Origin of the sequence: Paenibacillus elgii NBRC 100335 (assembly GCF_004000865.1) — a bacterium.
GTDB classification, from domain to species: Bacteria; Bacillota; Bacilli; order Paenibacillales; family NBRC-103111; genus Paenibacillus_G; species Paenibacillus_G elgii.
This window is the reverse complement of record NZ_BIMB01000017.1, coordinates 94,704-114,091: the sequence shown is the minus strand read 5'-3', so window position 1 is coordinate 114,091 and position 19,388 is coordinate 94,704. Positions and strand designations below refer to the sequence as shown.

18 protein-coding genes are annotated in these 19,388 nt (G+C 50.3%); 4 read left to right on the top strand and 14 right to left on the bottom strand.

Going from position 1 to position 19,388, the window contains the following annotated elements; translation table 11 throughout:
• Nucleotides 1-59: 59 nt before the first annotated feature.
• The 3 genes from PEL01S_RS15130 to PEL01S_RS15120 are packed head-to-tail and all read right to left on the bottom strand — an operon-like array spanning nt 60 to nt 2,790.
• A complete protein-coding gene (locus tag PEL01S_RS15130; RefSeq protein ID WP_127460873.1) occupies nt 60-1,511 on the bottom strand; it encodes a sensor histidine kinase in 1,452 nt (483 codons plus the stop codon).
• Nucleotides 1,508-2,251, bottom strand: coding sequence for a response regulator transcription factor (locus PEL01S_RS15125; RefSeq protein WP_127460872.1), 744 nt, complete (start codon nt 2,249-2,251; stop codon nt 1,508-1,510). The genes PEL01S_RS15130 and PEL01S_RS15125 overlap by 4 nt, the downstream gene beginning before the upstream one ends.
• Nucleotides 2,248-2,790 carry a DUF309 domain-containing protein gene (locus PEL01S_RS15120; RefSeq protein ID WP_127460871.1) on the bottom strand — a complete coding sequence of 181 codons (543 nt, stop codon included), beginning with the start codon at nt 2,788-2,790 and terminating at the stop codon, nt 2,248-2,250. Before PEL01S_RS15120 ends, PEL01S_RS15125 begins: the two co-directional genes overlap by 4 nt.
• A gap of 142 nt (nt 2,791-2,932) precedes the next feature.
• Between PEL01S_RS15120 and PEL01S_RS15115 the strand changes: the two genes are divergently transcribed.
• The 3 genes from PEL01S_RS15115 to PEL01S_RS15105 all read left to right on the top strand — a co-directional run bounded on the left by PEL01S_RS15115 (nt 2,933) and on the right by PEL01S_RS15105 (nt 5,752).
• Nucleotides 2,933-3,367, top strand: coding sequence for a hypothetical protein (locus PEL01S_RS15115; protein ID WP_010499337.1), 435 nt, complete (start codon nt 2,933-2,935; stop codon nt 3,365-3,367).
• Nucleotides 3,368-3,394: 27 nt separating this feature from the next.
• The gene (locus PEL01S_RS15110; protein WP_036685355.1) at nt 3,395-3,670 is read left to right on the top strand and encodes a YxcD family protein; all 276 of its coding nucleotides are present in this window, start codon (nt 3,395-3,397) and stop codon (nt 3,668-3,670) included.
• Between the two features lie 147 nt (nt 3,671-3,817).
• Complete coding sequence (locus PEL01S_RS15105; RefSeq protein WP_174806950.1) at nt 3,818-5,752, top strand: glycosyl hydrolase family 18 protein; 1,935 nt, start codon at nt 3,818-3,820, stop codon at nt 5,750-5,752.
• A gap of 56 nt (nt 5,753-5,808) precedes the next feature.
• On the opposite strand, the gene PEL01S_RS15100 is transcribed toward PEL01S_RS15105, so the two are convergent.
• The 4 genes from PEL01S_RS15100 to PEL01S_RS15085 form a co-directional block, all read right to left on the bottom strand.
• Entirely contained in the window at nt 5,809-6,771 is a 963-nt protein-coding gene (locus PEL01S_RS15100) for an ABC transporter substrate-binding protein (protein WP_063180844.1), read from the bottom strand.
• A 42-nt stretch (nt 6,772-6,813) separates the two neighbouring features.
• Nucleotides 6,814-7,845 carry a FecCD family ABC transporter permease gene (locus tag PEL01S_RS15095; RefSeq protein WP_063180369.1) on the bottom strand — a complete coding sequence of 344 codons (1,032 nt, stop codon included), beginning with the start codon at nt 7,843-7,845 and terminating at the stop codon, nt 6,814-6,816.
• Nucleotides 7,846-8,889: a FecCD family ABC transporter permease gene (locus PEL01S_RS15090; RefSeq protein ID WP_127460870.1), complete on the bottom strand. Its 1,044-nt coding sequence runs from the start codon at nt 8,887-8,889 to the stop codon at nt 7,846-7,848.
• A gap of 303 nt (nt 8,890-9,192) precedes the next feature.
• Complete coding sequence (locus PEL01S_RS15085) at nt 9,193-10,404, bottom strand: Tm-1-like ATP-binding domain-containing protein (protein WP_063180363.1); 1,212 nt, start codon at nt 10,402-10,404, stop codon at nt 9,193-9,195.
• 241 nt (nt 10,405-10,645) lie between these two features.
• Between PEL01S_RS15085 and PEL01S_RS15080 the strand changes: the two genes are divergently transcribed.
• Nucleotides 10,646-11,476 (top strand): phosphoenolpyruvate hydrolase family protein, encoded by an 831-nt coding sequence (locus tag PEL01S_RS15080; protein WP_063180360.1) that lies wholly within the window; start codon nt 10,646-10,648, stop codon nt 11,474-11,476.
• A 21-nt stretch (nt 11,477-11,497) separates the two neighbouring features.
• Here the strand turns inward: PEL01S_RS15080 and PEL01S_RS15075 are convergent, their stop codons facing one another.
• From PEL01S_RS15075 to PEL01S_RS15045, 7 genes are all read right to left on the bottom strand, one after another.
• The gene (locus tag PEL01S_RS15075) at nt 11,498-12,721 is read right to left on the bottom strand and encodes a phosphoenolpyruvate hydrolase family protein (RefSeq protein WP_127460869.1); all 1,224 of its coding nucleotides are present in this window, start codon (nt 12,719-12,721) and stop codon (nt 11,498-11,500) included.
• A 354-nt stretch (nt 12,722-13,075) separates the two neighbouring features.
• The gene (locus PEL01S_RS15070) at nt 13,076-14,047 is read right to left on the bottom strand and encodes an alpha/beta hydrolase fold domain-containing protein (RefSeq protein WP_127460888.1); all 972 of its coding nucleotides are present in this window, start codon (nt 14,045-14,047) and stop codon (nt 13,076-13,078) included.
• A gap of 236 nt (nt 14,048-14,283) precedes the next feature.
• Nucleotides 14,284-14,568: a CD3324 family protein gene (locus PEL01S_RS15065; RefSeq protein WP_063180356.1), complete on the bottom strand. Its 285-nt coding sequence runs from the start codon at nt 14,566-14,568 to the stop codon at nt 14,284-14,286.
• A gap of 329 nt (nt 14,569-14,897) precedes the next feature.
• Nucleotides 14,898-15,218: a DUF2653 family protein gene (locus tag PEL01S_RS15060; protein ID WP_063180354.1), complete on the bottom strand. Its 321-nt coding sequence runs from the start codon at nt 15,216-15,218 to the stop codon at nt 14,898-14,900.
• 1,074 nt (nt 15,219-16,292) lie between these two features.
• The gene (locus PEL01S_RS15055) at nt 16,293-17,612 is read right to left on the bottom strand and encodes a hypothetical protein (RefSeq protein WP_127460868.1); all 1,320 of its coding nucleotides are present in this window, start codon (nt 17,610-17,612) and stop codon (nt 16,293-16,295) included.
• A 316-nt stretch (nt 17,613-17,928) separates the two neighbouring features.
• The gene (locus PEL01S_RS35705; protein WP_010499355.1) at nt 17,929-18,300 is read right to left on the bottom strand and encodes a phage holin family protein; all 372 of its coding nucleotides are present in this window, start codon (nt 18,298-18,300) and stop codon (nt 17,929-17,931) included.
• Nucleotides 18,301-18,803: 503 nt separating this feature from the next.
• Nucleotides 18,804-19,157 (bottom strand): hypothetical protein, encoded by a 354-nt coding sequence (locus tag PEL01S_RS15045; protein WP_063180343.1) that lies wholly within the window; start codon nt 19,155-19,157, stop codon nt 18,804-18,806.
• Between the last annotated feature and the right edge of the window lie 231 nt (nt 19,158-19,388).

Sequence of the window (19,388 nt, the reverse complement as noted above, 5' to 3'; positions counted from 1 at the left end):
TTTTTAAATCTTATCTTTTTTTTCGCTATTTCACAAGATACTGGTTTCCAGCGGTCCCATCAACTGCCATATCGCTCCGGAGCGAGGAGCGGGAACGCGATCCGGAATTCCGTGCCTTTCCCGAGCTCGCTTGCTACCGCAATCGACCCTTTCATCCCCGTCACAAGATGCTTGACGATGGTCAGACCGAGCCCGGTGCCGTCCGAATCGCCGGAACGCGACGGTTCGGCCTTGTAGAACCGGTCCCAGATCCGAAGCAGCTCGCTTTCGCTCATGCCGATTCCCGTATCGCGCACAGCGATGACGGCCTCCCCTCCCTCGGCTGCAAGCTCAACGGTAATCGTTCCCCCTGACGGCGTGAACCGGATTGCGTTATACAACAGGTTGAGCAAAATTTGCGCAAACCGGTCCGGATCAAGCTCGCACCGCAGCGGCGGCGTTCCCGGCATCGGGCCGATCATGTGCATCTGCAGCCCTTTGTCGGAAGCGGCGCTCTGCACCAGCTCCAGCACCTCGCTCACCTTGGCCGGCAGCGCAACGGGCCGCGTACGGAATACGTCCGTTCCGTTCTGAATGCGGGCGAGGTCGAGGAGGTCGTCTACGAGCCGCTGCAGCCGCTGCACCTCATGATCGCATATTTTCAAATAATGCGAGAATTTCTCGGGCGGAATGACCCGGTCGTTCATCGCGACGATCAGCCCGCGAAGCGACGTTAGCGGCGACCGCAGCTCATGCGATACGTTGGCCAGAAACTCCTGACGGTTGTCGTCCCACTGCTCCAGCTGATCGACCATGAAGTTAAAGCTGCGCGCCAGCTCGCCGATCTCGTCGTCGGACGAGACCGGTACTCTCGTTGAAAAGTCGCCGTTCGCCACTTCAAGCGCCGCATGGTTCATCTGTTGAAGAGGACCGGCCAGCTTGCGTGACAAGACGAAAAGAATGACCCCAACGGCGACCAAAGAGAACAGCAGCGGGACGAAAATATTCCAGCGGATAGCCTTGAGCGCCTCGCTGCTTTCCAGCGCAGGAACAAGCATCATGATGACGATCGGCTGACCGTTCAGCTCCGCGGGCGTGTAATAGGCCAGCAGCCCTTCCCCGCCGTACGGGTCGACCTTGTACTGCCCTGCCGAGTACCCGCTCCCGCCTCTAAGCCCTTCGGCTAGCAGTGGTTCGAGCGGCTTCGGAATGATCGTCCCCTCCCGGTCCGACGAGCCGTTCAACACCGCGCCTTTCGCATCGACCAGCCATACCGAGCCGTTGATGCTGCGGCCGATGATCCGGCTGCCGAGCCGCAGCTCTCTTGTGGAAAGCGCCCCCTCTTGAACCGTAGGCAGCAGCTTGACGACTTCGGCGGAGCGCGAGCGCAGCAGCTCTTTTTTGTCCTTATAGAAAAAATCCGTAAAGTAAGAATTCCAAAATACGGCCAAGCCTACGAACACGAGTACGCAGGTGGCGAGAAAGGAAAGAAAGATTTGAATATACAGGCTGCGCAGCCACCGCCTGATCATGTGCCGCGCACCTCGAACGAGTACCCGATGCCCCACAGCGTCTGAATCGTCCAGGCCTCATGGGAGCCGAGCTTCTTGCGCAAATTTTTCACATGGGCGTCCACGGTTCGCGAGCCGCCGCTGAAATCGAAGTTCCACACGTACCCGAGCAGATCCTCGCGAGTGTACACCCTGCCGGGGCTGGCCGCCAAAAAATGCAGCAGCTCGATCTCCTTGGGCGTCAGGTCGACTCTGCTCCCGTCCAAACATACTTTGTATTGATCCAGTTCGATGCTTAAATTGCCGACCTCCAGCGGCTTCGAGGCATGCTCCGCGGGTGCCGCCGGAGCGGTTCCCTGCTGCCCGGCCCGCCGCAGGACGGCCTTGATCCGCGCGACCATTTCGTTCGGGTCGAAAGGCTTGACGATGTAATCGTCCACCCCGAGGTTAAAGCCGCGCAGCTTATCGATCGACTCACCCTTGGCGGTCAGGAAAATAATCGGCGTCGCGCCTTCTGCTCCCGGCAGCTTGCGAATCTGGCTGCACAGCTCAAAGCCAGATACGTCGGGCAGCATGACGTCCAGCAGCACAAGGTCGGGCGCTTCAGTCTTCACTCGCTCCAGCACCTCTCCGCCCCGGAAGTGAAGAATAGGAACATAGCCCGCATGCTCCAGATAAAGCCGAATGACCTCGACGATATGCGGCTCGTCGTCCACAACCATAATTTTTTGCGGCTCGCCGCCTACGGGCATCCGGCTCATACGCCGTCCCTCGTCGCCCTGCGTTCTATCCTGCGCTGCTTCTGCAGCTCCCGCTCCGCTACGACGCCGCTGCGGTCGCGAAGCGTATGCTTATGAATGAGATACGTATCGTTCAAATTGCTCGGCTGTCCCCACTCGGCTTGCACTTGAGCGGCAGCATCCCGGCATAAGCCGGTCAGCGCCTCGTCCTTCAGCGGAATGTCCAGATCGGTATAGACGAAATCGGCGTTATCCAGTTCTCGCAGACGCGATTGCAAACGCAGCCGGAATTCGGCCGCGTCAATGCCGAGCTGCTCCAACTGCTCGTCCTTGAACCGCTGGAGCGAGCTCGCAAGCATTTTGACTGCCCCGGCCCAATTGCCCCGCCGCTGGTGGTAGAGCGAAACGGCCACTTGAATCAACCCGACGCAAGCCTCGCTGCAAGGATCTTCCGGATGCTCCTTCCAATATTCTTCCATCACCTCATGGCATTCGAAATAATCGCGCTCCGCATGGAAGTGCACCAAATATTGAATATACGCTTCGGTATAGTTAGGCATCGCAAATGTCCCTCTGTTCATAAAAAATGATCTTTTCATCTTCTATTGTATCAAGTTCGTTTAAATTCTGAAACCGTCGCCCACATTATACGTAGTAAGCTAAGACAGGAAGTATATTCTATTCAATGGAGGATGTAGAAAGATGTTGAAAAAGTTGTCTCTCATTTTGATGGCTTGTATGCTGGTGTTTTCGTTCACCGCACCCGGTATGGTCGACGCCAAAGGGTACAAGTCTTCGAAAAAAAGCTACACGCCCAGCAGTTCCAACACCACGCAAACGCCGAACAACGGCATCAATAAAACCGAGCCCGCCGCTTCCAAATCGCCGGCCGGCACAGCGGCAACGCCGGCAAAGAAACCGGGCTTTTTCAGCGGCGGACTGATGAAAGGCTTGATGATCGGCGGTTTGGCGGGTCTTCTCTTCGGAAGCCTGTTCGGCGGCATGGGCTTCCTTGGTGACTTGCTGGGTCTGATGGTGAACGTACTTGCGGTTGTCGTATTGTTCGTTGTCATCCGCAAAATTTTCGTCTACTTCCGTGACCGCAAAAAGTTCAAGGAAGAACCGAAACGTTTCTAAATTCGAGGATAAAGAGGTTACCAGGATATGCGACTATCGGAGCAAGATATTATTAATGCGATATGCCTGAATATCGCCGAACGAAAGCAAATTCATCCGACGCAGGTCGAAGTGGAGCTCATGTGGGACGAGGACCATGGCTTCTCCGCCGAAGTACACGCCGAAGGCCGCAGCCAGATCCTGATCGCCGCCAACATGCTGGAAGCGATCGAGCGCTACCTGCTCAAGGAGCAAAATATTCGCGTGTTCCGGGATCAAATCCAGCTCGTGCTGGAAGACGAAATCGTCGCCGATATCGGCTGACCTTCCGAACAACCCTTCAAGCGATGGCTTGGAGGGTTGTTTTTTGTCTCCAGTGGCCGTCCCATTCAGGATTCTATTATTTTCCTCGCAACTTCGAGGCCTCTTTTAACGTTTAATAGAGTAGACTGACCAGAAAGAGGCTGATGCATGTTGAAGCGCAACACCCTGCTGACGTTGTCCGTAATGACGCTCTTCCTCTCCTCCGCGGGCTCCGTTATGGCAGCCGACAAGACATCTAAGTACCGCGTCTACCAGGACACCACCATGCTGCTGGAGACGTCCGATTACAAGTCTGCCGAAAATTATGCTAGACAGTTCGCGGACAGCCACGTCGAAGAGATCGGCACCCGTAAATGGGTATGGCATAACTACCCCCGCTACAAGGTATACCAAAACGGCTACAGCTCGTCCAAATGGGAATATGCCAGCTTGGATCAAGCGATACGCGAAGCGTCCAATTGGGGACATGCCAGCATACGCGACCTGCAATCCGGCGGCTGGGTATGGAGCAATTACCCGAAGTACCGCGTCTACCAAGGCGACGACATTACGATGGATTCCTGGAACTTCGAAACGTTGAACCAAGCGATCGCCGAAGCGAAAAAATGGGGCAACGCCCATATCGTCGAGCTCAGCACGCACCGCTGGGTGTGGGACAACATTCCGGCCAGCCGCAAGACGGAGCTGCGCAGCGGCAGCAAAATTTATCAAATTTATCAAGGTACATATTCCGCTGAGAATTGGAAGTTTGCATACTTAGAGGATGCCGTGAACGAATCGCTCAATTGGGGCAATACGAAGATTGTGAACACCGAAACGGGCAAGGTCGTATACTCCAACGTCAAACCGTATAAAGTGTACCAGTTCGATGCGCTGCTGAATTCGTTCCTAAGCATTGACGAGGCGATTGCCTACGCCAAGCAGTTCGATCATACCCGGATCACCGATGACGAAGCGGCGGGACTTGACGGCACCGCGCGCGTCATATGGAATAATTATCCTTATTATCAAGTGTTTCAAAAAGACAAATGGATTGCGGACTTCTCTACGATTGGCGGCGCCTTATCGTATGCCATGGGCTATTCCAACACCTCCATTCGGCTGTACGATGACGGGTCCAGTATCTGGAACAACCTTCGCGGTCTTCAGTTCTGGGGCTGGAACGGAAGCTCCAGCGACACCACGATCCGCAGTCAGGTGAGCAGCACCTCGGGGCTGGATGTCGTCTCCCCCACCTACTTTCAGCTCGCCGATAGCTCGGGCAATGTGACCGACAGCTCGAACAAAGAAACCGTCGCTTGGCTGAAGAAGCAGGGGTATTCCGTCCATCCGCTTGTCAACAACCAGTTCGACACAGCGATGACGACGCAATTTCTCGCCTCGGCGCAGGCCCGCAGCAAGTTCATTTCCGCGCTGGTCGATAAAGCGGTTGCCATCGGGGCGGACGGGCTGAACATCGACTTCGAGAGCGTCGCAGGCACGGACCGCTCCGCCTTCACGACGTTCATGAAGGAAATCACGGATGCAGCCCATCAAAAAGGACTTGCCATCTCGGTCGATCTGCCAAGAGGAAGCGCCGCTTGGAATGCGAAAACCGCGTTCGAGCACGAGAAGCTCGGCCAGATCGTCGACTACGTCATCACGATGACTTACGACCAATATTGGAAAGGCAGCACCGAACCGGGTTCCGTAGCCGGTCTGCCTTGGGTTGAACAAGGCGTGCAGGAATTTCTGTCCTACGGCATTCCGCGTGACAAGCTGATCATGGGAATTCCGTTCTATGTGCGGGAGTGGAAGGTCGACAAATCCGGCAAGCTGGACAGCAACCGGGCGCTGCTGATGAAGGACCTGACCGGCCTCATCTCCTCCAAGCAAGCGAATTTAAGTTGGGACAGCCGGTTCAATCAATACAAGGTCGAGTACGAGCAGGACGGCTTCAAGAATGTCTTCTGGCTGGAAAACGAAGAAACCGTCAAAGCGCGGATCGATATCGCCAAAAAGTACGAATTGGCCGGCGTGGCCGCTTGGCGTCTCGGCTACGATACGAAGGAATTATGGAATACGATGATCCAGCAGAAATAAATACGCAAAAGACCGCTGAACTTGATCGTTCAGCGGTCTTTTCTATGAGATAAGACTTAAGACTTCTTGAGCATCGTCACAATCTCCTGCAGCTGCTTCTCGATATCATGCGGCGTGTAGCCGAACCATGTATCGAGATTCAACATGTATACCCGGTTGTTTTTGACGGCAGGCAGGTTCGCCCATAGTGCGGTTTTCGAAATTTCATCCAACCGCTTCTTGGAATCGTCATCGCCAAATACCGACACGAACAAATAATCGGAAGCGTACTCCGGAAGCAGCTCCAGAGACACCGGGACAGCCCAGAAATTCGGATTCTTCTCAATTTCCTTCTTCACCGGTGCCGGAGGCGTCAGCTCCAGTGCTTTATAGATGGTAAAGCCGAAGTTTCGTACACCATACACGTAGATTTCCTTCGGCCGAATGTTATAGATCGCCGCTGTTTTTCCCGGTTCGATGACGCTTTGAATCTGCTCGCGCACCGCTTGGAATTTGGCCCGGAACGCCGTGCTCCAAGCTTCGGCTTCGCTCTGGCGGTTCATGATGTCGCCCATGACCTTGACATGACCGAACACGTCGTATTCGTTCCATGGAACAACGACCGTCGGAGCGATTTTGGATAATTTATCGTACGTCTCCTGGTCGACATCCCCGGCGATGATCAACTCCGGCTGGAGCTCCAATATTTTTTCGTAATTGTACCTTCCCGCTTCGCCGATATTTTCAATCCCTCCCGATTTCTCTGCCAGATCCTTAAGAAGATTGGACGGGCCGCCGAGCGGCTTGACACCAATGGACAGGAGCTGGCTGACGTATTGGAGCGTGACGACCTTTTCCGGCTTGACGGGGATTTTCGCTTCGCCCATCGCGTGCTTGTAGACGCGCTCCGACGCCGGCTTCGCGCCGGAGCTGTCAGCGGAAGCGGCCTGCTTAGGGTCGGACGAATTGGACCCGCAGCCCGCAATCACCACCAGGATCAGCAAAAATATAGCAATGTAGGAAATTTTTGATTTTTTCATTTTAATGACTCCCCTCCGAACCACTATTCGAACACTTTTGATTTATCTTGCTCTGGCAAGCAAATAAAGAAAATACGGCGCGCCGATGACGGCGACGACAATTCCTGTCGGAATTTCTGTAGGCTGGATGATGACTCGTGCGATCGTATCGGCGACAATCATCAGTAAGCCGCCGACTAAGGCTGAGGCCGGAAGCAGGGTTTCGTGCTTCGGACCGATCAGACGCCGGGCAAGATGTGGACCGATCAAGCCTACGAAGCCGATGCCTCCCCCAACCGCGACGCAAGCGCCGGCAATCCCGACGGAAGCGGCAAGCAGACCAAGCCGTTCCTTCTCAACGGGAGCGCCCAAGCCGGTCGCCATTTGCTCCCCGAGATTGATTACATTAAGGACTCTGGCTTTGTAAAACACATAAGGCAGCAGCACGATCAACCACGGCAGCAGAGAGACGACAAACTTCCAGTTCGAACCCCAGATGCTGCCCGCCAGCCAGACGGCGACGAACTGGTAATTTTGCGGGTTCAACCGCAGCGTCAGCACCACCATTAAGGCACTAATGCCAGCTGCGACGGCAATCCCGGTAAGAACCATACTAGTTGGCGACAAGCCTTCGTGCTTCTTGTAAGCCAGTCCGTAGATGATCGCTGCGGTGACGCCCGCCCCGACGAAAGCGAGAATCGGTAATAATAAAACCGGCGCCGCCGTCTTTGACGGGAAAAACGAGATGAAAAGCACGACCATCAAGCCTGCGCCGGCATTGATTCCCAGAATGCCCGGATCGGCCAGCGGATTGCGGGACAGTCCCTGCAAAATGCACCCCGAAACGGCCAAGCCCGCTCCGATCAGCACCGAGATAACGATGCGGGGCAGCCGGAAATCGAACAAAATGAGTTCCTGCTTCGCCGTCCCCCCACCGAACAGCGTTCGGATAACATCGAGCGGCGACAGACGTGTGTATCCGGTGTTCATGCTAACGAGAAAAGCAAGCACAATCAACACGCCCAGAATAGATAAAACCGTGACGGCCTGAATTTTTTTGCGGCGTTCCGTCGCTCCCATTTTCACTGCTTCCATCTACAGCTCCCTCCTCTGCTTGCGCGCCAAGTAAAGGAAGAACGGAACCCCGATCAAGGCGATCAATGTGCCAATCGGTGTCTCATACGGCGGATTGATCATTCTCGCCCCGATGTCGGCAATGACCATAAGCAAGCTGCCGAGTACCGCCGAGCACGGAATAATCCAGCGGTAATCGACGCCGACCAGCGACCGGGCAATATGCGGAATGACGAGTCCAACGAAGCCGATCGCGCCGACCGCGGAAACGGCCGTGCCTGCAAGCACCAGCACGACAATGGCGCAAGCCAGCTTCACCCAGCCCGTACGCTGGCCGAGACCCGTCGCCACTTCGTCGCCAAGACTCAGCAGCGTAATGGACCGGGAAAGCAGCAATGCCGCGATTAGGGCGGCAACGACCCATGGAGTCATGATTTTGAGCTGCACCCACTTCGTCCCGGCTACCCCGCCGGCATACCAGAAAGCGAGATCTTGCCCGATGTTGAAATAAATCGCGACGCCCTCGCTGACCGCAACAAGAAGAGCAGTGACCGCAGCGCCAGCCAGAGCGAGCCGGACCGGCGTCAGACCGTTTTTGGACATCGAGCCGACCCCGTATACCATAATCGCCCCGACCGCAGCGCCGAGGAACGAGTACAGAATCAACTGCATAAACGGCAGCCCCGGCAAAAAGGCGAAACAGAGAGCAAGCACAAACCCCGCCCCCGCATTCAGGCCGAGCAGCCCCGAATCGGCCAGCGGATTGCGGGTCATCCCCTGCATAATCGCTCCTGCCACGGCGAAGCAGGCTCCGACCAGCGCTCCGGCAAGTGCCCGCGGAAGGCGCAGCTCCTGAATGATCTGATGCTGGGTAATGTCCGGATTAAACTGAAACACGGCTTCCCATACGGTGGAAAGCTGGATATCCGCCGCACCGACGGAAATCGACAAGGCCAGCCCCATTAACAAAACAGCAAGTCCCGCAAACAAAACAATCGTTGCCGTTACCGGCCGGGACCGCAGCTTCGGAGTGGATTGGGGCGCAGCCTCCGTATGTACGCTCATGAGAACCATCCTTATCTTTGCTGGAATGAAGAGGTTGTTGCCTCGTGCACCATGATACTGATAATCATTATCAGTAAATGATTATACATGCAATATCCATTTCCGTCCAGACTTTCACGCAAGTTTTGGATAACTGTGCCAGCAAAGTAAGAAGCCGTACCATGCTCCTGCGCCATGTCCTATGAGAACTATGTCATGCGATCCGAGCAAACGGCTGCGGTTGATCGCAATATAAAAAGCGGCCTTTTCCGGGCCTGGAGCCTCTGGAAAACACCGCTTCTAAACTTTTTCGCTTATCCAACTTTATTTTTTCATCAATTCGATTAATTTTTTCGCCATGGCCAAAGCAAAGGCTTCGTCATTGACGTTGTGCTCCAGCTCAATCAATTCGACACGTTCCCGGTCAAGATTCGTTCTTAGGGCGTCAAACAATGCTGCGTCCTCTTCCGGTCCATAAAAGGGCTGACCCTCGTTATCGATCAGCGAAACTCCTTTTAAAGGCAGGAATAGTGCGCAGGGACCGACAGACCGGTTCAGTTTGGAGGCAATAATTTGGCCTAATTGTCGGTTTTCTTCCACATTTGTTCTCATGAGCGTAATGGTCGCGTTATGTTTATATAGATTTCGGCCTGCGTACTTCTCGGGTACCGTATCCATCGCTCCGAAATTCACCATATCCAAAGCGCCGGTCGATACGACTTGAGGAATGCCTGCCTTGGCCGCAGCGTCCAAACGGCTCGATCCGGCCGAAAGCACTCCGCCGGCCAGCTCGTCGCACCACTCCGTTGTGGTGACATCCAATACCCCTTCGATAAACCCGCTTTCAATCAACGCCTCCATTGCCATGCCACCGCTGCCTGTTGCATGGAAAACCAGCACTTCATATCCTTGCTGCTCCAGGTATTCTCTTGCTTGATTCACGCAAGGCGTCGTCACCCCGAACATGGTCGCCGCGATCAAAGGTTTGTTTTCCAATTGCGGCGGAACGCCCTTCGCCATTCCGGCAATGGCATAAGCGGCGTTGGCAAGGATGTTGGCGGACAACCGGTTGATGCCCGAAATATCGACGACCGAGTACATCATCGTAATATCTTTTTCCCCGACATAGGGCCTCGTATTCCCGGACGCAACCGTGGATACCATGAGCTTCGGAACACCGACCGGGAGCGCTTGCATCGCATACGTGCCGATCGTCGTGCCCGCCGATCCTCCCAAACTGATCACACCGGCAACTTCCTTGTTGCGGTACAGCTCTGCCACAAGAGCCGCAGCGCCTTTCATCATCACATCCATCGCATAGCCCCGGTCATCCTTCGCAACCAGCTCCTGAAGCGAGGCCCCTCCTGCACAAGCGACTGTCTCGTTGGAGATATCGGCATCCCAGCTTGTGCTGCCGATGACTCCCGTGTTCATGACAATCGTGGATACACCTGTGCCTTCGATGATATTTTTAATAAATAAAATTTCTTTTCCCTTCGTATCAAGGGTACCGATAATGACAATTTTCCCCTTCATCGATGTGCCTCCTCTATCATATTATATGTGTGATTGGCGGCGCTTTCATATCTCTACTATCGCAGAATCGGGCGGACAAAAGAATAGATTTAGGTAACATCAAGTAGGATTATGATATGGTTTTCGTTTAGACCCTACCATAATACTAATTGAAATTACAATAATCTATGGTTTCGCGCAGCGGATTCGGCCATACTGTCAGTACGGACTCATACTTATCTTGAGAAATGGAGACGATATCATGCTTTCGACAAGACAACGTATACTGGCAGCCCTTCAGGAAAAGGTCAAGCAAGGCGGATACATTATCGGCGGCGGCGCAGGTACCGGAATTAGCGCCAAGTTCGAAGAAGACGGCGGTATCGATCTGATCGTCATTTATAACTCGGGAAGGTTCCGGATGGCCGGACACGGTTCTTTAGCCGGTCTTATGCCGTATGGGGATGCCAACTCGATCGTAATGGAAATGGCAAGCGAAGTGCTGCCGGTTGTGAAGAAAACGCCGGTTATTGCGGGGGTATGTGGTACAGACCCGATGCGGCTCATGAGCCGGTTCTTGAAACAGATCAAAGACGAAGGCTTCGTGGGCGTCCAAAACTTCCCTACGGTCGGGCTGATCGACGGGAACTTCCGCATGAATCTGGAAGAAACGAATATGGGCTACGATAAAGAAGTCGAGATGATTCGTCTGGCGCATGAAGAGGATTTGCTGACGACGCCTTATGTGTTTTCCGAGCAGGATGCGATCAAAATGACGAATGCCGGCGCGGATATTCTTGTCATTCATTTGGGCTTGACGACCTCGGGAACGATCGGGGCTCAAACCGCGAAGACGCTGGACCAATGTGTCGAAGAGATTCGCTCCATTGCGGCTGCGGCTATCCAAGTAAGACCGGACATTCTCATTCTGTGCCATGGCGGTCCGATTGCCGAGCCGGAGGATGCCGCCTACGTATTGGAAAAATGTCCGGAAATTCACGGGTTTTACGGAGCAAGCTCCATGGAACGTTTGCCCACCGAACGTGCGATTCGCGAGCAAACGCAGCGTTTTGTCAGCTTGCGCAGAAATTAAGAAACAGCAATATCCCAAGGATCAATTCCTTGGGATATTGTTATTTTTATGGGAGATTTCTTTCCACTCGCTTGGCGTCATGCCGGTTTCCTTTTTGAACAGCCTGCTAAAATATGACGCATCCTCATAGCCGACCTGCCGGGCGATATCTTGAATACTGCTGTGTTCTTTTTTCAACAAATCTTTGGCGGTGCCGACTCGCGTCTGAATCAGCCATTCGGAGAAGCTGATCCCCATCTTCTTTCTGAAAAGCTGGCTCAAATAGTTGCGGTTCAGATGAAGCTCTTTGGACAAATGATCGAACGTGATCGGCTCATGAAGGTGCATGGTCACATACGAGGTGATATATCGGACATAGTCGGCTTGCTTGATCGCCGTATGCAAATCCAACTGCTGTCTGAGCTGTTTGTTTTCCGACTTGACTTCCTGGTATTTTTTGAACAGCTCCGTCACCCGAATGATGCTTGTCTCTGTCGGAATTCTTTCGAAGCTGGACCCGCCGATATAGCCCATCGCTTCCGTATGGTTGTATATGTACTCCGCATTTTCCGGGGAATTGACAGGCCCGCCGTACACCAGCTTGAAAATATCTGGATTAACCGTCTCCGCGGCTTTAAAGATTTTGTCGGATAAAGCTACGCTCTCTTCCAAGCTTATAGCGAGCTTGACTCCCGAGCTTCCGCCTTTGGTAAATCCAAGATGTGCGCAAATGATATGTGCCCCGGCAGCGGCCATCTGAGCAGCCTGTTCTTCATTAAAAACGAACGCAATGGTGAACAGGCCCTTCTCGCTGGCTTTATGTATCGCGGCGACTTCCCTATCGAAGGATATTCCCGCTTCCTGAAGCGCTTCGCCAAACACACCGTCGATCAGTCCGACCGTTGGATAATTGGTAATTCCTGAGAAGCCCGCGTCACGGATCTCGTCCAAGTAATCGTCCAGCACAATCCCCGGATCGGTGGCGCATAAGCCAAAAATACACGGAATGGAGCTTACATTGCGAAGCACCTCCTGGATGCCCGTCTCCATGACCATCTCGTTACTGTTGCCGAAAGGAAGCAGGCTGGCCGTCGAGCTATACCCCATTAAGCGAAATCGCCCCGCATTCAGGACCAGGATGAGGTCCGCGCCGCCGATTTCGGCATATTTGGCAAAAAGGCCGCAGCCGACGGCTGCGCCTATAATATGTTTGTTTTGCTCTACCGCTTGGTTGAGCTTATGTACAATCCTTTTTAGATCTTGCATGAGAGTCAGTCCTTTTTGTCAGTTACCTCTATTTTACCACCTCTCTGCTTTATTAAAAATCACTCTCGTCGCTCACGGGCGACTATTGGGCATAATTCTCGCAGACGTAAGCCGTCGCACATCCGCTGATCGGCCGCTTGTCCTATACGAGCGGGATCAAGCGCCCGTCCTCTTCCGCCTCAGTACTCCAACCGGATCTAGAATCGTCAGCGCATCAGCGAATGATCGAACGAAGCTTCGTTCTCCAGCACCATGATCATCAGCCCGTTCCAGGAGATCAAAATCTTACTAAAGGGATTACCGTTTGCCAACTAATGTCTTGACTCCTACGCCACTTCTAAATCAGTCTTAAAATCAAAGCAGCTCCAGGGCTTTCAGTAAGGCGTATTCACTTGATTTGGCGCCTTCTTGAGAAAAATGCGCATTCGGAAACATTGGAGCCAAATGGTGATATCCAGGGTATACATGTAATTCAACCAAAACACCGTCAAAGGCTAGTTGTTTTGCAAACAATAAGGCTTCATCTATGAACAAATCAATGCTGCCAATGCTTACATAAGTGGGTGGTAAACCGGCCAGCGATTTTGCACGCGCAGGCACGTAATACTCGCTTGTCTCCTCTTGACCGGGTTCATGCCCTAATACCGATTTCCAGCCGAAATAATTGCTTCTTTTTGTCCAAACATACTCGCCAGCATATGGATGCTCTGGTGAAATACTTGTACGGTCATCAAGCATTGGGCTGCGCAGTCTTAGATGATGGATGTCGAATTCCTTCTGATCGCGAACGTATATGGCTAGACCCGCCGCTAATCCGGCGCCGGCGCTGCTGCCCGCAACAGCGACTTTCTGGGTATCTATCGCTAATTCATCGGCATGTTCAATGCACCATTTCAAGCCCGAATAACAATCCTGCAACTGACTTGGCTGAATATGTTCCGGCGCTAGGCGATAGTACACAGATACGCAGCAAAAACCATGTTGCGCAGCCAGCGCTGCATTCCCTTGGCGATCAACAACCGGACTGCCCAAAACCATTCCCCCACCGTGAATCGAATAATATAAGGGCATCTTATCGTACTTTGGTTGGCGGGGTTTAATAATTTCTATGCGAAGTTCTGGACCGCCAAAATAACTTGGCACCGCCCTTTCTTCGAATGTAACAGGAAACAGCTGCGTTACATCGATTTGCGGCAACATTTTTGCTTGATTTTCCCGTGATTCCATGAGCGTATTCTCGGAAAGATCGCTTGTCGGTATTAAATCAATTGCACTAATAATCTCCTGATCGATCAGATGCCTGCTTCTACCTTTTTGTTCTTTCATAGCTACTGTTTCCTCACTTTCTTGATCATTTCCATTCAGTTGCCGCTCTCTCCGAAATCGAATAATGATGGGACCAGTATTCCCCTTTTCGATCGATTTCAAAAGGTACACTTTACTCCTGCGGCATCGGTTTTTACGTCTACTCATATTCTAAAGAACGCAATAAGCAATTAAAATGTAAACCATAACTTAGAATTGTTTTCGACATAAAAAAAACACTGATGAAGAAACCTTCATCAGTGCCGTTCGCTACTTTTATTTCTCGAATAAACAATTTTCTTAATGGTTTCAATGGACAGAAAATAGTCCTTAGCAAGCTGTTCAATACTGCTATTATTCTTAAAAGCGTGTCTAATAGCCGCATTTCGGTGATCTAACCACTGTCTTCCACCACTTAAGCTTCCCCAATGTTTATGTTCCTTCTCCTGCCTAGGAATGTAAATACTCTCTCCCTGGACATATTTTTGAATCTCTATAATTAGCATTTCGGGTAATATTTTTTTGGCATTCGTATATTTCAATTCGCTTCACTCCTTATTTTGGAAATAAGGTGCAAAGCCAACTATTGAAGAAAAATTATTCAGCGTTTGAAATCATTTCGCCCCATGCAAAGTAACGCTTCTCCAATATTGGCTTTGCATGAGTGAAAGTAGTCACAGACAATCTCAAGAGATTCTCCATCAGTAAAGCACCCCCTTAACTTTGTCAGTATACCATATTTCAAATGAACCATGTCAACATGATGAGCGTAGTGAAAAAGCTCAGAATTGACAAAACGCGCGTTGCTTTTGCCGTTCTCAAAAGATAAGCCGCTACGCGTTTTCACGCATAGCGGCTTACTCCTTCCATTTTATCGTTCTACCGTAATCTCTCCGCTAAACTTTTTCGTGACTTCGTCCCATGATAAATTAATGAGCAGCCTTCCTGCATTGAATGAATAATAAGCGGACAAATAAAGTGCGACCGCATCAATAAGTTCTTGCTGGTTCAAAAAGTACTCTTGATAATGCAATCTTCCGCGAGCTGAGAAGCCTTTTGTTTCTTCAAAAAATAAACTAATATCATTTACATGTTGTGGCTCACTACCTTCAACTTGCCCTCTATTGACTCTGGCTGCAATGGCTACACAAACGGAATCGATGATGTCTTGTTCGTCAAATTGAATTTTCATGCTCTTCTTCCTCTCAGAGATCTAAAAATAACTACCACAAGCCAAATAACCAAAGCTGCAATGGCCAAGTCCAAGATTAGACCCATGAATGAGAACGGCTGATGAACATATCCCCCTCCGGCGGTAGGATAGTACCCCCCCGATGGATGAAGCATCGATCCTAAAAATGTTCCCGCTGCAAACGCTCCTACCATTGGCCAAATACTGCTGCTTTGTTTTTGGCCTGCCGGCAAAGAATTGTAATAGGTCCCTCCGCCATAATACGCTTTTCCTGTGTTTGGATTGGTATTTGAACCGTTAATTGGCGGTGTCTGTGAGGCTCCAGAAACGTTGGACGACGGTTTTTGATTCCCTGTACTGTAGGTCGTTCCGTCTTTGGTAACCGTGCTATTGGACGTACTTGGGGTGCTCGGCACATTGGTTTTGTTTGAAGCGCCTCCGCTAAACCCGGAACCCGCTGTACTGCTTTGTGCCGGCGTTGAAGTGCCTGCATTCGAATTGGTCTGAGAACTTGTACCGGCCGGACTCTGTTTACTGCTTGATCCTCCGCTAAAACCGCTTGAAGGACTGGTTGAAGTACTAGTTGATGGCTTACTTGAACTTGAATTTGTGCTTGAATTCGTTGACGAAGGAGTGGTGAACGAGCCTGATCGCGATGATGTTGACGGTGCTGTGCTCGTTGATGACTTCGTCGAAGATGATGGCGTACTTGTACTACTCCTGCCTGAAGTAGTCGCGGCAAATGCAGTCATTTGACTTACGGAAAGCATTAAGACTAGAGATAAAGCCAACACTTTCTTTTTCATTGAGAATCACGCCTATTCCTTTAGTAGTGAACTACATATCTCATAATACGACAAAATTCGATGTAAATTCCACTTTTCCAGTTACGGTAACCTTCTTCAGCATGGGGACTCACAATATTTGCCCCTACCAAAAAAGCATTGGCCTGTGACCTGCAGTTCCACTATGGAACATACAGTTTCACAGGCCAATTACATTTTCATTCATGGTGGCCATCAGGCCATCTTAGTTTGGGACAGCTCCTTTATTCCAAAACTGTCTCGCGGATGCTTAGTCGCTCGTAAATTTCGCCAGAAGGACGTCATAATTGCCGTTGGAGCTATCCGCTTGGAACGAACCTGTAACCACGTAACCGCCGTCATTGGTCGTTGCCACACGCTTGCCTATTTCACCTGTATTGCCAAAATCATACGTATTCGACCATAATGCATTTCCCGCGTTGTTGATTTTCATCAGCACCAAATCTTCTTTACCCACTTGCGGACTTGTCAACCCGGTCACGATATAATTGCCGTCCTTGGCCGCTTTGACATCATTGGCAAAATCGCCATTCGTGGAATGAAACTGGTTCGTCCACAACTTGCCTCCCGAAGTGCTGACCTTGGTTACAAAGATGTTATACCCCTGAGAACTGTTCGGTTGACCAAGGTTGTTGATGGACCCTGCAGCCACATAGCCGCTGCTCGTTGCGGCAACACCTTTTAGCATAGAATATTTGTCCAGCGTAGATTCGAATACCGTCGCTCCGGAGCCGGATACTTTTGCCATCAGCCCGTACATCGCTTGTTCCGTCCCCCCTGGAATGGTTTGCTTGATAGTTTTATATCCGGCGCCTACATAGCCGCCGTCCGGTGTTACGCTCACGCCGTAAAAGCGGTCTTCCAGATTCTCCTGACCGTATGTCCGGCTCCATTGAACATTACCGTTGGCATCCACTTTAAGCATGAAAGCATCGGTCGTAAACTGGCTGTCTCCCTTGGCACCGACAATGACGTAGCCACCGTCATGCCCGATTTCCATCGCTGCTGCCTCTTCTTGGCCCGGCCCGCCGTATGTTTTTGCCCATTGTACCGCTCCGTTAGCATCTGTCTTCGCCAAGTAGATATCTTTAGAGCCACTTGCGTTGCTTGTCCCGGCGATGATATACCCGCCGTCGCTCGTTTGCCGAACCTCGGCACCCGTTTCTTCTGCGGCCCCGCCCAGGGCATATGCCCATTGAAGTACAAGAGATGCGTCCGTCTTGGCAAACAGGATATCCTCGTTTCCATTAACTGTGGTAGAGCCTACGAACACATAGCCGCCGTCGCTCGTCTGCACGACGGATTCGCCGAAATCGCGCTGCGAGAAGTTGAATGTCGTGCCTTTTTGGAGCGCTGGAGGAACAAGGCTTGCCAATGGTTGAAGTGTGGAAAGCGAATTTTTCCCATCCACGTTTTTGTTTTGGCTGAGCAGATTGGTGACCTTGACCTCTGCATTTTTGACAGGCACCTGACTTGAGGCTTCGGGAAGTGATTCATGGGCCAAAGCAACTTGAGCGGAAAGCAGCAGCACAGCAGTCAAAGAAGACAGTACAGGAATCGTTTTTTTCATAATTTTCCTCCTTTTTTCATTTAAATATTATTTTTGAATATATTAACATATTATCATATTTTTTGATATAAAATCGGCAAATATATTTCAAAATTGTTAACATTTTTCTCTTTTTTTGGTAACATGACTGGACATGATGGAGCGAAACGGTATAGGGACTGACTCAACCGCCCCCTGCCCTCTCCAGACCATGCTAACGATCTAGGTTCTTGATACAGCGTTTTGACAAAAATTTGTTCCGACAAAATAAAAAAACCGCGATTTACGCGGCGTTTGATCGACCTATATCTTTATTATTTTTTTAAATCTATCGAGGCTACACCTTTCGATCCCTTTTTTTGTCGTTTACTTTTACCGTAAACACGCTTAATACGATGGTTAGAATCACATATGTCCAAAAACCATGAATTTCAAATCCAGTGAGATATCGATCGAGTAACCATAACTTAATCGGTGTTAACACAAGTGAAGCCACGATTAATAACGGCGTTGTTAAACACCCAATCCCAACGACAATTGAAATAAAGGAAATCGTCAATAGAAAGCCATAAATGAAACTGATGACAAACATAAGCACTGTTGCGATGATTAACGTTTTGGTATCTGATATGGATATATACTGGTTAAAGTAATGATTCCCACACCAGAAAACAAGAAATGTAACAAGCAGGTTGAGTAGGTTTCTCAATTATTTGCCTCCTTATTTTTCCTTTGATAAAATTTTTATCCATGAATATATTGTATCTCCTCCCCCCGCTAGATGGAACAGTAATTCACCGTTTTTTTGATAAATTATAAATTCCCTTCAATCGCAATTTCATCTACCTGTTCCCATGTTGCAATCATCAGCACGATGATGAAATTGCCGTACCTCGATGAGCTTTTCTTTTTGGGTGATATAAAGTGTCAAAGTGGGACGCTGCATATGCTCTTTCATTTGCAAGACGATTTTCTCGAATTGCTTCTGTCTGCTGTTATCTTCCAAACGATTTAAAAAGCTGCAATTCAATAAAAAAGGCCCACTCCGTTTCTCTCGCTCCGTCCTTTTAAAGAGAAACAAATCTTTAGTCGCTCGGTCTGATTCATGTTTATTAAACAAAATCGAAAAAGCCACTATTTCATAGCGGCTTGTTGGAATAACTCGCTTAAAATGTACATAAGAAGGGGCAGACTTTTGTCTGCCCCAAATGCTTACTTAAGAATCTCAAATTCATAAATTACATTATTGTCGGTATCACGAATTAATGCCTTCCCCTTTTTTACTGCTTTGACTAGAGTATAACCACTTTTGCGATTAGATGTTACATCGATATATTCGCTACCATCTTCTACAGATACAGATCCGTTATAAATTTTATAACTACGTTCACCATTATTTCCACTCACACTTAATGTTACATATTCCCTATGGACGCTAGCTTTAAGAGCTTGAGACTGCGGAGTTGTGATACTTTCTTGAGGAGCTGCTTGTGCATTATGTGCAGACAAAGGTGCAATCAGGGAAGCTAACAGACCAGCCGACAACAACAGTTTACCAATTTTCATTAATGTTCACTCTCCAAATTTAATTTGTATTTACTTTATAGGTGATTACAAGCCAAAATGGTGAATCGTATTTTCTGCTTTATGATCTGCTTGTTTTACACCTCCTTAGCTCTAATCATACATTCAACATAAGGGGAAAAGGATTAAAATAGAATATCTGGCATATAACAGGCATCATCCTGCAAGAAATTTGTCGAAAGCTGGCTACCATTTGTTTAATCACAAAAAAAC

Excerpts from the sequence above, each read along its gene's own strand:
- PEL01S_RS15130 (WP_127460873.1), bottom strand. The coding sequence starts at position 1,511 with ATGATCAGGCGGTGGCTGCGCAGCCTGTATATTCAAATCTTTCTTTCC.
- PEL01S_RS15125 (WP_127460872.1), bottom strand. The coding sequence starts at position 2,251 with ATGAGCCGGATGCCCGTAGGCGGCGAGCCGCAAAAAATTATGGTTGTG.
- PEL01S_RS15120 (WP_127460871.1), bottom strand. The coding sequence starts at position 2,790 with ATGCCTAACTATACCGAAGCGTATATTCAATATTTGGTGCACTTCCAT.
- PEL01S_RS15115 (WP_010499337.1), top strand. The coding sequence starts at position 2,933 with ATGTTGAAAAAGTTGTCTCTCATTTTGATGGCTTGTATGCTGGTGTTT.
- PEL01S_RS15110 (WP_036685355.1), top strand. The coding sequence starts at position 3,395 with ATGCGACTATCGGAGCAAGATATTATTAATGCGATATGCCTGAATATC.
- PEL01S_RS15105 (WP_174806950.1), top strand. The coding sequence starts at position 3,818 with ATGTTGAAGCGCAACACCCTGCTGACGTTGTCCGTAATGACGCTCTTC.
- PEL01S_RS15100 (WP_063180844.1), bottom strand. The coding sequence starts at position 6,771 with ATGAAAAAATCAAAAATTTCCTACATTGCTATATTTTTGCTGATCCTG.
- PEL01S_RS15095 (WP_063180369.1), bottom strand. The coding sequence starts at position 7,845 with ATGGAAGCAGTGAAAATGGGAGCGACGGAACGCCGCAAAAAAATTCAG.
- PEL01S_RS15090 (WP_127460870.1), bottom strand. The coding sequence starts at position 8,889 with ATGAGCGTACATACGGAGGCTGCGCCCCAATCCACTCCGAAGCTGCGG.
- PEL01S_RS15085 (WP_063180363.1), bottom strand. The coding sequence starts at position 10,404 with ATGAAGGGGAAAATTGTCATTATCGGTACCCTTGATACGAAGGGAAAA.
- PEL01S_RS15080 (WP_063180360.1), top strand. The coding sequence starts at position 10,646 with ATGCTTTCGACAAGACAACGTATACTGGCAGCCCTTCAGGAAAAGGTC.
- PEL01S_RS15075 (WP_127460869.1), bottom strand. The coding sequence starts at position 12,721 with ATGCAAGATCTAAAAAGGATTGTACATAAGCTCAACCAAGCGGTAGAG.
- PEL01S_RS15070 (WP_127460888.1), bottom strand. The coding sequence starts at position 14,047 with ATGAAAGAACAAAAAGGTAGAAGCAGGCATCTGATCGATCAGGAGATT.
- PEL01S_RS15060 (WP_063180354.1), bottom strand. The coding sequence starts at position 15,218 with ATGAAAATTCAATTTGACGAACAAGACATCATCGATTCCGTTTGTGTA.
- PEL01S_RS15055 (WP_127460868.1), bottom strand. The coding sequence starts at position 17,612 with ATGAAAAAAACGATTCCTGTACTGTCTTCTTTGACTGCTGTGCTGCTG.
- PEL01S_RS15045 (WP_063180343.1), bottom strand. The coding sequence starts at position 19,157 with ATGAAAATTGGTAAACTGTTGTTGTCGGCTGGTCTGTTAGCTTCCCTG.